Genomic DNA, 12461 nt, shown 5'->3' on the forward strand with positions numbered 1-12461 from the left:
AACTATGCCACGCGCGCCAGCAGCCGCGGCACTGCCGACGCCAGCAGGGCAACCCCCGATCCTGTCAGCAATCCCAGCACGATCTGGCGGAAACGCGCTTCGCTGATGCCTATGTAGAGTTTCGCGCCCAGCAACACCGGCACCAGCATGGCGGCGGCGACGATGGCGAACATGGGCAGCATGGCGCGCGTGACAATTCCCGTCGCCAGATACGTGCCCATGGTCACCAGCAGCATGGACAGGTTGAAGTTCTGGATGATGGCGCGTTGCGCGTCCTTGTCGAATCCGCGCAGAGTGCACCACAAGGTGGGCAGCGTGCCCGTGAAGCCGCCGATGCCGCCCAGCACGCCGCCGGCCATGCCGACTGCCGCATCGGCCGCGCGGCCGCCCGCGGAGATCTTGGGAAGATTCTTGGAGTACAGCATGGCGGGGCACCAGATCACCAGCAGGGCGCCGAGGATGGTCTTGAACCAGTCCATGTCCAGTCGCGGCAGCAGCGCCACGCCCAGCGGAATGCCGAATAGGCCGCCGATCACGAAAGGCAGCAGTCGCCGCAGGTCGAAGCCGCGGCGCACGGTGATGGCGGCGAGGATTTGCCCGACCAGGGCGCCGAAGACGGCGAGCGTCGCGGCCAGGCGCGGGTCCAGCACCCAGGCCCAGAACGACATCGCCACCAGGCCGAACGCAAAGCCCGACAGGCCTTGCACGAAACCCGCGACGACCGCGCCGAGGGTGACCACCAGATATACAGAATCCATCGCCGTCCTTCTCATGGCATGTACGGAAAGGTTCTGTATTCTGGGCGATCTTCGGCTCTGGGAAATCCTGTTTTCCTATGGGCCGATACCGCGGGTCTTATGGTTGAGGGTTATTCCAGACCGAGTCTGCGCAGGGTGTCCGTCAAGCCCAGCAGCTCGGTTGTAAAGACGCCTTGCTCGATCGCCTTGCGCTGTCCAGCTTCTTTCTCTTCGCGAGCGAGGCTGCGGGAGATGGTTTGTTCCAGTTCGTTCCCGGGAATAACGGCCACGCCGTCGCGGTCGCCCACGATGTAGTCGCCGGGATGGACGATCGTGTCGCCGATGCTGACGGGCACGTTGATCCGGCCTGGCTGGAATTTGCCGGTGCCCTTGATCGACAGGCCGCGGCAGAACACCGGGAAGCCAAGTTCGATGATCAGGTTCGCGTCGCGCACGCAGCCGTTGATCAGCAGGCCGGCGATGCCAACCTGCATGGCTTGCAACGTCAGCACGTCGCCCCAGGGGCCGGCTTCCATGAAGGCCTTGGCATCGACCACGAGGACGTCGCCAGGACGGGCCTTCTGGACCGCATAGTGCAGCATGAGGTTGTCGGCGGGGCGGCAGTCGACGGTGAAGGCTGGACCCGCAAGGCGTACGGTCGGGTCGATGGGTTTGATGCCGTGGTCCAGCGCACCCTTGGCGCCCTGCGCTTCGTAGACGGTGGCGGCGCCCAGTTGGCGCAGGGTGGCAAGCAGGTCTGTCATGTCAGTCCACCTTTGCGCCGGTGCGTTTGACCAGCGATTCCCAGTAGGGCAATTCTTTGGCAATGAAGCTCGCGAATTGTTCGGGCGTGCCGGCGACGTCATCGGATCCCATTTCGTCCAGGTTCTTGGCCAGCGCGGGGCTCTTCAGTGTTTTCACGATGCCCTGGTTGAGCCGCTGAATCAGAGTCGCAGGCGTTTGCGCGGGGGCGAAAATGCCATACCAGTTCTCGATCACGAAACTGGCGTGGCCGAGCTCCTTCATGGTCGGCACGTCCGGCAGGCCCTTGGAGCGGGTCTCTCCGGTGGTGGCCAGTGCGCGGATGCGGCCTGAACCGAGCTGTGGCGCGATAGCGGTGGTGGTTTCGAAGGCCACGGGGACCTGGCCCGCGATCACGTCGGCCAGCGCCGGACCCTGGCCGCGATAGGGGATATGCGTCATGTCGAGCTTCATGTCGAGCTTGAGCATCTCGCCCATCAGGTGCTGAGGACTGCCGCTGCCGCCGGACGCGAAATTGAATTCGCCCGGCTTGCTACGGATCAGCGTGAAAAGTTCGCTGGCAGTCTTCACGGGCACGCCGGCGTTGACGTATAGCACCAGCGGGACCGCGGCCACTTCGGCGACCGGCGCCAGCGTGCTGACCGGGTCGTTGCGCAGCTTGTACAGGTTGCGGTTGATGACGACGCCGGTGTTGTTTCCCAAGAGCAGCGTGCAGCCGTCCGGCGCTGCGGTGGTGACGTACTGGGTGCCTATGTTGCTGCTGGCGCCGCCCTTGTTTTCGACGATCACGTTGGTGCCGAGTTCGTCGGCCAGGCCAGGGGCGATCAGGCGCGCCAGGATGTCGGTGGTACCGCCCGGAGGATAGGGTGAAATGATCTTGACGAGCTGGCAGGGATACGCGTCTTGCGCCAGCGTGGGGCTAGCCATGGTCGTCACCGCCAGGCCGAGGGTTGCCGCGGACAGCGTGCGGGTGATGGTCATCGTGTCTCCTTGGATCATGTAGTTGTTATTCGAGCCAGCATCAGGCGAGCTTGGCCGGCGAACGCTGCAGCGTGTGGTAGCCGAACTGCTTGCGCGCTTCGATCAGCGGCATGCCGCCAAGCGCGGCGTCCAGAATCCGGTTTTCCAGCGCGCGCGTTTCCAGGGCCTTGGATAGCACTTCCTGCATGCGCCCGCGCGGCACCACCACAATGCCGTCGGCGTCGCCGATCAGCAGATCTCCAGGACATACGCGCACGTCACCCAGCGTTACGGGCTCTTCGTAGGCCTGCACCTGCACCCGGTCCTTGCCAGTGCGCATGAAGGCGCCGCGGGCATACAGGGGATAGCCGGCCTCGTCCGCCTCGGCCGTATCGCGGCACACGCCATGCACGACGGTGCCGGCGATGTTCTTGTGCGCGGCCAACCGACTGAGAATGCCGCCCCACACGGTGCAGTCCATGCGCCCGCCGTTGTCCAGAACGGCGACGGCGCCGGGCGCGAGCCGGTCGATGAAGTCACCGACCGTGCCGGGTTGGGCGTGGTCTATCGGTGCGAAGCGGACGGTGTAGGCCAAGCCGAAGAGCCGGGCCGGGCCGGCGATGGGCCGGATACCCAGGGCACTGCCGGGAAGCTCGTAGTAGTCGAGGGCATCGGATACCTCGGCGGTGGAAAGGCCGCGGGCCAGGTTCAGCCATTCGGGTTCGTGCAAATCGGGAATCAACAGAATCTCCAGGTTCCGGCGCGTCGTTATATGCGTGTGATCCCATGTTCAGCTAATAAAAAGTGGAAATCAATTAAGCGATTTTGAGCGTAAGATCAATTTCCATGAACCTGAAATCCCTGCAGTTTTTTTGCGAAGTGGTCGAAACCCGCAATGCCAATCTGGCGGCGCAGCGATTGCACGTGGTGCCCACCGCGGTCAGCATGCAGCTGGGGCAGTTGGAAGCCATGCTCGGCGCAAAGGTGTTTGACCGCTCCACGCGGCCCATGACGCTCACTCCGCTGGGACGCTTCATCTATCCCAAAGCCAAGGCGTTGCTGGCCGATGCCCAGCGCCTGTTCGACGAGGCGCAGGACATGGCCGCGGGCCATTTCGGTTGGCTCAGCATCGGCTTCACGCGCTCGACCATTTTCTCGGTGCTGCCCGACGCGGTGCGCAAGATGAAGGCCGACCTGCCCAAGGTGCGCATCGACCTGACCGAGATCCTCAGTGAGCATCAGGGTGCGGCCTTGCGCTCAGGTCTCATTCATGTAGGCCTGTCGCGCGCAATGGGGCCGTGCGTCGCGGAAGATGACCTGGATTACTTTCCGCTATTCGATGACGCACTGGTTGCGGCGGTGCCGTCCTCGGGCGCGTTTGCCAAACGCCGGCGCCTGACCCCCAATGATCTGGCCGGCATGGCGTTCATCAGTTATCCGAAGGATCCGGAAAGCAGCTTCGCCCGCTCCACCATGCATGCGCTGGAGCAGGCCGGCGCCAAGGTGCGCGTGGGATATGAGGCAAAGGAGATCCACACCGCGCTAGGCCTGGTCGCGGCTGGCCTGGGCTATGCGCTGGTCGGCAGGTCGGTGGCGGACGAAAGCCGCAGCGATATCCTGTTTCTGCCAGTCCAGGGATTGACGGCGACGGCCCAGGTGTATGCGGTGCGCGCAAAGGGAGCCTCGCATCGGCTGGCCGACGATTTCATGAAGATCATCATGGAGCAATCGGGCAAGCGCTGAAGGTTCGATGCGGCGTGTGCATCCGCACCGCAAATTCCTTGCCTCTTCAGGCCTGGGATGTTTTATCCGCTGCTGCCCGCAGGAAATTCGCTTCCAGCACGCTCAGCACGCGATTCAAGGTGTCGATATCTGAGCCCGACAAACCCTTCAGAGATTCCTCGAAGAAGGCCGCCCGCTTGGGTAGCGCTTCGTTCACCACTGCCTGGCCGGCAGGCGTGAGGTTGGCGTTGGTCAGGCGGTTGTCTTGCGGGTCGACTTCGCGCGCGATCCAGCCCATTTTTTCCATGGCCTGCAGCTGGCGCGTGAGTGATGCGGGATCGAGCCGGCAACGTTCGGCCAGATGCTTCTGCGAACACTGGCCGTTCTCATGCAGTGCCAGCAGGATGCGCCAGCGGGGCAGGGCGTGGCCGACCGTGCTGCTGAACGCGTTCTGCATGCCGCGGTAGGCCTGTCCCATGTGCTGGATGACCTGCAAGCCTTGTTGTTGTTTGGGCAAAAGTTATTCTCCGACGCCGGCCGGCTCTGGTTTGGAGGGGCGGATCAACTGGATCGGCGGCACCCGCCGCACACACCACAGCGCGAACACAGCGACCGCCAGGGCGATCAACTGCCCTTCGTGGATCGCGCCCACGAGCGCGACGCGCGCGATCTCGATCAGCGAGGTGCCGTCCTGGCCTTGATGCGCCAATTGTGCCAGGAACTGCGTTTGGGCCGCGGGATTGACCAGCATCTGCGGATCGTGCAGTTCGGGCAACCAGCGGGCGGAGGCGCCGCGCAGCGTGGATTCGACGCCGCTGAAATAGCTGTGGCTCACCATGGTGCCGACGATCGCCGTGCCCAGCATGCCGCCTATCATGCGCAGCGACTGCAGCAGCGCGGTGGCGATGCCCAGGTGGCTGCGGCCGGCAGTCTGTTGCGCGAAAACCGTCAGGTTGGGCATGATGAAGCCCATGCCGAGGCCGGCCATCAGCATGTATGCGGCGATGAGCCCATGTGACGTATAGCTATGGGTGGTAACAATGCCCGTGCATGAAAGCGCCATCAGGATGAAGCCTGCATACAGCATGCGGTTGGGATTGCGGATGCGGGTGATGATGCGGCCGTTGATGATGCTGCCCACGGTAATGAAGACCACCATGGGCGTGATGAGCAGGCCTGCATCCTGGGGCGACAGCCCGAAGCCGCCCTGCAGCAGCAGCGGCGCGTAGAACAGCAGCGAGTACATGGTCACGCCCACCAGCAGGGCCAGGGTGAAGAGCATGGCCAGGCCGCGGTTGCGGAACATGTCCAGCGGCAGCAGCGGATGAGGGCAGCGCCGTTCCCACCAGAGCAGCACGGCGAAGGCGGCCGCGCTGCCCGCGCCCAGCAGCATGATGGACCCGCTCAGCCCTTCCTTGGGCAGCAATTCGACCAGCAATTGCAGGCTGCCCAGCGCCAGCGCGATGAGTAGCGCGCCCTGCCAGTCGAGCCGCACCCGGCCGGCCGTGTGGCTGCGCAGGTGCGGGAGATAGCGGGTGACGAACCAGAGGCCGAGGATGCCGATGGGCAGGTTGACGTAGAACACCGAACGCCAGCCGTAGTGCTCCGTCAGCGCGCCGCCCAGGGTCGGGCCTACCGCGTTGGCGATGCCGAAGGCGGAGCTGAGCATGACCTGCCAGCGCAGCCGCACGTGGGGATCGGGAAACAGATCGGGGATGGACGCGAACGCGGTGCCCACCAACATGCCGCCGCCTATGCCTTGCAGCGCCCGCGCCAGGACCAGCGTGAACATGCTGTCGGCCGCGCCGCACAGCACCGAGGCCAGGGTGAACAGCACGATGGCCGCCACCACGAACGGTTTGCGCCCGTAGTAGTCGCCCAGGCGGCCGAAGATGGGCACGGTGATGACGGAGGTCAGCAGGTAAGACGTCGCTACCCATGCATACAGTTCGAAGCCCTTGAGTTCGGCCACAATGGTGGGAAGCGCGGTGCCGACCACGGTCTGGTCGATCGCGACCATCATCATGACGAAGCACATGCCCAACATGGCGAGCAGGGTCTGGCGGAAAGGGAGCACCTGGCCGGGCGAGTGCGGGGTGCTGGGAGCGGGGGCGGACATTGTTGGATCTATCAATGATTGATGTATCAATCATTCTAGTCCTACAATCCGTCAGACAGAAAGTTGTCAGGTCCGGCATGCGTTTCCAGGGGAGGAAGGGCGCCGGCAATAGTGCTGATTTTGCGCCGACCTGGCGGGCCGGTCTCGCGCAGTCGGCCTGATTTGTTACGATAGCGCTATCTGTACGCTGGCTTTGCTGGCGTCTTCATCAGGCTTTCCTTGGCAGATCCCCCTTTTCGGCGCCGCAGCCCCAGGCTCGGCTTGAGATAGGGCACGCCCTGAAAGGCCGATGGCTTCATAGACCGGGCGGTTTTTCCACCGCCAAAGCACCTTTCGCGCGCGTGGCGCCGCGGACGGCATTCAAGGATTTCCAGTCGAGGTACCGACGGGGCAGCAATGAAAACGTGGTTCAAGCGCATTTTGATAGGCCTGGTAGTGTTGGTTGTCGTGGCCGTCGTCGGCCTGGCCATCTTCTTGCTGACATTCGACCCCAACGCGTACAAGTACAAGCTGGAAGAGCTTGTCCAGCAACGCTATCAACGCACGTTGACGATCGACGGCGAGATCGAGCTGTCGCTCTTCCCGCGTATCGGCCTGTCGGTGCAGGGCGTGTCGCTGTCCGAGCCCGATAGTCCGGAAACCTTTGCTTCCATCGACAGCACCCGCCTGGCGGTAGCCGTGTGGCCGCTGCTGTCCAACAGCTTTGTCGTGGACCACGTGGCCATCACCGGCTTCAAGGCCCGCGTGGTGCGGGACAAGCAGGGCCATTTCAATTTCAGCAATCTCGTGGGCGGCACCGCGCCGATCACGGCGGCGCCTGCCAATCCTGCCGAAGCCTTGGCAGGCGCGGCGCAAAGCGCGGTGCAGGCCCTGGCCAACGGCAATCTGCCGCAGCCGCGCAACAACATGCAGATCGACATCGCCGGGCTCGACCTGAAGGACGGCCAGGTGCTGTTGCAGGACGCGATCACGGGCATGGCGGTGGCGGTCACCAAGATCAACGCCAACACGGGTCGGGTTACCTTCAATCAGCCGTTTGACGTGCGCATGACCGCGCGTGTCGAGGGCGGCAATCCTCGCGTGGACGCCAACCTGACCGGTCAGGCCCTGCTGACGCTGGATCCGTCCGCCAAGCGCTATGCGGCGCAGAAGCTGGACCTGCGCATGGACGGCAAGCTGCCGGGCGCCGAGGCCAAGAGCCTGGCCGTGCGCGGCAATCTGGCCTTCAACGGCCAGAAATCGGCGCTTGATATCGCCGGCCTGGAAGTCGTGTTCCAGGGCGACGTCACCGATCCCGCCGCGCGCGCCACCAATGTGGACGCTAGCGTGGCCATTCCCAAGCTGGCGATCGACCCGCACAAGAGCCAACTGCAGATCGAGAAACTGGCCATCCGCGCCAAGGGCGGCGTGGCCGACGGTCCCTTCGAATTTGCCGTGGACGCGCCTGCGCTCAATATCTCGCCGGCTTCGGCCACGGGAGAAGCGCTCACGGGCCGTGTACGCATCAGCGGCCTGGACGCGAGCTTCGGCCTGAACGGCATCAGCGGCAACGCCGGCGAACTGGATATCAAGGAAGCCAAGCTGGACAGCACGTCCAAGAACGGCGAACGGATCGTCAAGCTGAACTTCGCCTCGCCGCTGTCCCTGAACCTGCTGCAGCGCAGCGGCGGCCTGTCCGGCCTGCGCGGCGACGTCAACATTACCGACCCCGGGTTGCCCAAGGGCAGCCTGCAGATCCCGGTGATCGGCAGCGTCACCGCAGACCTGTTGAAGGATCAGGCCACCAGCAAGATCAACGCGGTGCTGGAAGGCGGCAAGTTCGACCTGAGCGCGGACATTACCAAGCTGAGCGATTCGCCGAAGGTGAATTTCGCGCTGGTGGTGGACACGCTGGACCTGGACAAGCTGGTGCCGCCCGCGGCCGCAACGCCTGCGCAGCCCGCGGCCAAGCAGCCTGCCGAAGCCAAGAAGGAAGAAGGCAAGCCGGCGCAACCGGCCGCACCGGCACCCGCACCGGCTGCGCCCAAGCCCGCCGACGACACGATCGATCTGTCGGCGCTGATTGGTCCCAGCGTCAATGGCACGATCAAGGTCGGCAAGCTGGTCGTGCGCGGCCTGAAGGCCGATGACGTCGGCGCTGCGGTCAAGCTGGACAAGGGCAAGCTGGACATTTCCAGCCTGACTGCCGGCCTTTACGGCGGCAAGCTGGCGGGCGCCCTGTCGGTGGACGCCGCGCAGGGCAACCAACTGGCCACCAAGATGTCGCTGGCCGGCATCGCCATCGAACCGTTCCTGATGGATCTGGCGCACCAGAACGTGCTGAGCGGCACCGGCAGCCTCGCGCTGGACCTGAAAACGGCCGGCGCCAACGGCTATGCCATGAAGAGCGGCCTGGGCGGCACCATGCAGTTGCGCCTGCGCGATGGCGCGGTCAAGGGCATCAACCTCACGCAGACGCTGCGCGAGTTGAAGGCAGCCTTCAAGCCGGAATCGCAGAACGAAACCGTCGCCTCCGACACCAGCAAGCAGACGGCATTCTCCGAGATGGACGCGGACCTGGCCTTCACCAAGGGCGTGGCCGCCGTCAAGCGCCTGAATGTGGTGTCGCCCCTGCTGCGCGTGACGCAGGGCGAACCGGCCACCATAGACTTCGTCAAGAGCGAGCTGGACCTGGTGGCGCGCGCCCGCGTCGTCAACCCGGCCGCCGATCCGGAAGGCAAGGAACTGATAGACCTGAAGGACGTGACCATCCCTGTGCACGTCAAGGGGCCGTTCGACAAGCCGACCTACACGCTGCTCTGGAAGGACGCCATCGGCGGCATTCTCCAGCGCAGTCTGGAAAACAAACTGCGCGAGGCGGTGACGGGCAAGGGCAAGGGCGGCGCGGCCGTCGACAAGGCCTTGAAGGGATTGCTGGGCAAATGAACGCCGGACACTTCCAACCCGTGGCCGAGTGCGGCGTCACCGCACAGGCCGAGGCCGCTGGCTATCACCGGCAATGGCTGGTCGCCAACGATTCCGGACAGTGGCTGAACCGTGCCCTGTGCCCGCGGCTGGCCGAGGTCTCGGTCGAACTGCGGCTGGGCTACCTGGTGCTGAAGGCGCCGGGCATGTTGCGCATGGATATTCCGCTGGACGTCATCGAAGACGACGACAGCGTGCGCTACAGCATGAAGGTGGGCGAGCAAGTGATTGACGTGGTCGACGAAGGGGAGCTGGCTGCGGCCTGGATCTCCAACTTCGTGCAGGTGCCTTGCCGCATCATGAAGGTGCACCCCGACACGCCCGTGGCCACCTGGCCGGTCTGAGCAGGCCGGGCGCGCGAAGGCCGCTTCAGGCCTTTGCGCCCGAACGCTTGAACTCGAATGCCGCGTGGGCCAGCAGGCCCGCCGCCAGGCCCCAGAAGGCCGATCCGATACCCCAGAAACTGAAACCCGATGCCGTGGCCAGCAGCGTGATGAGCGCGGCTTCGCGGCGTTGCGGGTTGGCCATGGCCGCGGCCATGCCGCCCATGATGGTGCCCAGCAACGCCAGCCCGGCCAACGCGGCCAGCAGGGCGGCGGGCAAGGCTTGGAAGAACACGGCCACGGCGCCGGCCACGACGCTCAGCACGACATAGCCCAGGCCGTAGGTGGCGGCGGCGATGTAGCGCTTGGATGGGTCTGCGTGCGCTTCGGGGCCGGTGCAGATGGCGGCGCTGATGGCGCCCATCGTGACGCTGTGCGCGCCGAAGGGGGCGGCCAGCAGGCCCAGCAGGCCAGTGGCCGCCACCAGACGCGAGGCGGGCGGCTGGTAGCCGGCGGCCTGCAGGATGGCCAGGCCCGGCAGGTTCTGCGACGCCATTGCGACGACGAACAGCGGAATGCCCAGGCTGACCGCGGCCTGCGCGCTGAAGGCGGGCGTGGTCCAGACGAATTCGGTGAGGCGCCAGTCCAGCAGGTCCAGCTGGATCAGGTTCAGGCCGAAGGCGAGGGCGATGGCCACCAGCATGACGACCAGCACCGCGTAGCGCGGCGCCCAGCGCCGGCATAGCAGATAGGCGGCGCACATCGCCAGCACCAGCGCGGGCTGCTGCTTGATGTTGCTGAAAACGCCCATGCCGAAATTGAGCAGCACGCCCGCCAGCATGGCCGCGGCGATTTCGCCGGGAATGCGGCGCAGGATGGGATCGATCCAGCCGAACAGGCCGCAGGCCAGCGTCAGCGCGGCCGCCAGGATGAAGGCGCCGATGGCTTCGTTGAAGGGAACGCCGGCCAGCGCGGTCACCAGCAGGGCCGCCCCAGGGGTAGACCAGGCCATGACGATGGGCAGGCCCGTGCGCAGGCTATATACGGCGCCGCCCAGGCCGAACGCCAGGCTGAGCGAGCCGATCCAGGAACCGATGTGGGCTGAATCCAGGCCGGCCGTATGGCCAGCCTGCACCATCAGCACGGCGGTGCCGCCGAAGCTGACGAGGACGGCGACCAGGCCGGCGGCGATGGCCGATGCGGACAGGTCGCGGCGGGCGTGGTGGCGGGAAGGAGGGAGGTCGATGCTGGACTGCGCGGCGTCGCTCATGCCGCACCGGTCAGGCGACGGTACTTGGCCATGAGCTGTTCCTGGCCTTCTTTCCATTGCGGGTGCAGCTCGATGCATTCGACCGGGCAGACCACCTTGCATTGCGGCTCGTCGTGGTGGCCCACGCATTCGGTGCACCGGTCAGGGTCGATGACGTAATAGTCTTCGCCCATGGAGATTGCGTCGTTCGGGCACTGGGGCTCGCAAACGTCGCAATTGATGCATTCTTCGGTGATGGTCAGGGCCATGGCGGGCTGCGGGTTGGGCGGATAGGGCTAAGCGCATTGTAGCGCCGCCGCCCGCCCCGGCCACGCAACGCAAGAAGGGCGCTCTGCGCGCCCTTCGAGGGTGGAGCAATACCTGTGGCCGGACTTAGCCCGGCCAGGACTGTTCGCGGCGTTCCTTGGCCTTTTCCTGCAGCCAACGCTCGACCGACGGAAACACGAACTTGCTCACGTCTCCGCCCAGCTGCGCGATTTCGCGCACAATGGTGCCGGAGATGAACTGGTACTGGTCCGAGGGCGTCATGAACAGCGTTTCGACGTCGGGCAGCAGATGGCGGTTCATGCCGGCCATCTGGAATTCATACTCGAAGTCGGACACGGCGCGCAGGCCGCGCACGATGACGCGGCCGTTCTGGTCGCGCACGAAGTCCTTGAGCAGGCCGGCGAAGCTCTGCACTTCCACGTTGGGATAGTGGCCCAGCACTTCGCGCGCGATTTCCACGCGTTCGTCGATGCTGAAGAAGGGCTTCTTGTTGCGGCTGATGGCGATACCTACCACGACCTTGTCGAAAAGCGTGGCGGCACGGCGGACCAGGTCTTCGTGGCCTCTGGTCAGCGGGTCGAAAGTGCCAGGATATACAGCGATGATCATGCGAGCTCCGTACCGTTATTAGTGGTGTACACCATCCTCCGAAGCTCGGATTATTGACCTATTTGCGCAATGCAGCAAATTCCAGCAGGTGGTAGTGGACCGCGCCTGCCTTGTCCTGCCGCAAGATCGTGAATCCTTCGGGGGCTTCGATGGGGGTTTCCGCCTCTACATAGACTAGCCCATGCTCGGTCAGAATGCCCGGCAGAATCGGCCACAGGCGCGGCAGCCAGCCCTGGCCGAAGGGCGGATCCAGCAAGATGAGGTCAAATCGGGACGCATCCATGCGTTCGGCGACCTGCATGGCATCGCCCACGTGGATGCGTATCATGTCGGCTTTGAGCTTGTCGCGCAGTGTCCGCAGCGCGGACGCGGCGGTCTTGTCCCGCTCGACCATCTGCACATGCGCCACGCCGCGCGAGGCCGCCTCGAAGCCGAGGGCGCCGCTGCCGGCGAACAGATCCAGCACCTGCTTGTCGGCGAACTCGCCGCCCCACAGGTGATTGAGCCAGTTGAACAGCGTTTCGCGCACCCTGTCGGGCGTGGGGCGCAGCGTCTCCACGTCGGGTACGGCAATGGGGGTGCGTCTGTATTGGCCCCCGACGATACGAATATACTTGTTACCCATGTTTAGCCGCTTCTTCAAGAAAAAATCCCCTCCGCCCGCCGCGCCGGTTCAACCCGCGCCGCCGCCCGAGGCCGCAGACGCCGTAGCCGCGCCTGCCGAGCCC

At 64.9% G+C, this 12461-nt stretch carries 13 protein-coding genes; 3 read left to right on the forward strand and 10 right to left on the reverse strand.

The window, feature by feature from the left end; translation table 11 throughout:
- Positions 1-2: 2 nt before the first annotated feature.
- The 4 genes from WBB14_RS31795 to WBB14_RS31810 all read right to left on the reverse strand — a co-directional run bounded on the left by WBB14_RS31795 (position 3) and on the right by WBB14_RS31810 (position 3201).
- Positions 3-758, reverse strand: coding sequence for a sulfite exporter TauE/SafE family protein (locus WBB14_RS31795; protein ID WP_424243308.1), 756 nt, complete (start codon positions 756-758; stop codon positions 3-5).
- A gap of 110 nt (positions 759-868) precedes the next feature.
- The gene (locus WBB14_RS31800; RefSeq protein WP_424243309.1) at positions 869-1501 is read right to left on the reverse strand and encodes a 4-carboxy-4-hydroxy-2-oxoadipate aldolase/oxaloacetate decarboxylase; all 633 of its coding nucleotides are present in this window, start codon (positions 1499-1501) and stop codon (positions 869-871) included.
- 1 nt (position 1502) lies between these two features.
- Positions 1503-2480, reverse strand: a complete 978-nt coding sequence (locus WBB14_RS31805; protein WP_424243310.1) for a Bug family tripartite tricarboxylate transporter substrate binding protein — start codon at positions 2478-2480, stop codon at positions 1503-1505.
- A gap of 40 nt (positions 2481-2520) precedes the next feature.
- The gene (locus tag WBB14_RS31810; RefSeq protein ID WP_424243311.1) at positions 2521-3201 is read right to left on the reverse strand and encodes an RraA family protein; all 681 of its coding nucleotides are present in this window, start codon (positions 3199-3201) and stop codon (positions 2521-2523) included.
- Positions 3202-3305: 104 nt separating this feature from the next.
- On the opposite strand from WBB14_RS31810, the gene WBB14_RS31815 reads away from it, so the two are divergent.
- Complete coding sequence (locus WBB14_RS31815) at positions 3306-4202, forward strand: LysR family transcriptional regulator (RefSeq protein WP_424243312.1); 897 nt, start codon at positions 3306-3308, stop codon at positions 4200-4202.
- Positions 4203-4248: 46 nt separating this feature from the next.
- On the opposite strand, the gene WBB14_RS31820 is transcribed toward WBB14_RS31815, so the two are convergent.
- Both WBB14_RS31820 and WBB14_RS31825 read right to left on the reverse strand, forming a co-directional pair.
- Positions 4249-4698, reverse strand: coding sequence for a MarR family winged helix-turn-helix transcriptional regulator (locus tag WBB14_RS31820; protein ID WP_424243313.1), 450 nt, complete (start codon positions 4696-4698; stop codon positions 4249-4251).
- Between the two features lie 3 nt (positions 4699-4701).
- On the reverse strand, positions 4702-6300 hold the full coding sequence (locus WBB14_RS31825; protein WP_424243314.1) for an MDR family MFS transporter: 1599 nt from the start codon (positions 6298-6300) through the stop codon (positions 4702-4704).
- Between the two features lie 396 nt (positions 6301-6696).
- Between WBB14_RS31825 and WBB14_RS31830 the strand changes: the two genes are divergently transcribed.
- Together WBB14_RS31830 and WBB14_RS31835 are read left to right on the forward strand one after the other, a co-directional pair.
- Positions 6697-9225, forward strand: coding sequence for an AsmA family protein (locus WBB14_RS31830; RefSeq protein ID WP_424243315.1), 2529 nt, complete (start codon positions 6697-6699; stop codon positions 9223-9225).
- Positions 9222-9608 carry an MOSC N-terminal beta barrel domain-containing protein gene (locus WBB14_RS31835; RefSeq protein WP_424243316.1) on the forward strand — a complete coding sequence of 129 codons (387 nt, stop codon included), beginning with the start codon at positions 9222-9224 and terminating at the stop codon, positions 9606-9608. Before WBB14_RS31830 ends, WBB14_RS31835 begins: the two co-directional genes overlap by 4 nt.
- Before the next feature lie 25 nt (positions 9609-9633).
- Here the strand turns inward: WBB14_RS31835 and WBB14_RS31840 are convergent, their stop codons facing one another.
- The 4 genes from WBB14_RS31840 to rsmD form a co-directional block, all read right to left on the reverse strand.
- A complete protein-coding gene (locus WBB14_RS31840) occupies positions 9634-10857 on the reverse strand; it encodes a benzoate/H(+) symporter BenE family transporter (protein ID WP_424243317.1) in 1224 nt (407 codons plus the stop codon).
- On the reverse strand, positions 10854-11105 hold the full coding sequence (locus WBB14_RS31845; RefSeq protein WP_006385941.1) for a YfhL family 4Fe-4S dicluster ferredoxin: 252 nt from the start codon (positions 11103-11105) through the stop codon (positions 10854-10856). Before WBB14_RS31845 ends, WBB14_RS31840 begins: the two co-directional genes overlap by 4 nt.
- Before the next feature lie 124 nt (positions 11106-11229).
- On the reverse strand, positions 11230-11733 hold the full coding sequence (gene coaD / locus WBB14_RS31850) for a pantetheine-phosphate adenylyltransferase (protein WP_173145623.1): 504 nt from the start codon (positions 11731-11733) through the stop codon (positions 11230-11232).
- A 58-nt stretch (positions 11734-11791) separates the two neighbouring features.
- Positions 11792-12358 (reverse strand): 16S rRNA (guanine(966)-N(2))-methyltransferase RsmD, encoded by a 567-nt coding sequence (gene rsmD, locus WBB14_RS31855; RefSeq protein ID WP_424243318.1) that lies wholly within the window; start codon positions 12356-12358, stop codon positions 11792-11794.
- Between the last annotated feature and the right edge of the window lie 103 nt (positions 12359-12461).

Origin of the sequence: Achromobacter sp., assembly GCF_049647645.1 — a bacterium.
GTDB lineage: Bacteria > Pseudomonadota > Gammaproteobacteria > Burkholderiales > Burkholderiaceae_B > Achromobacter.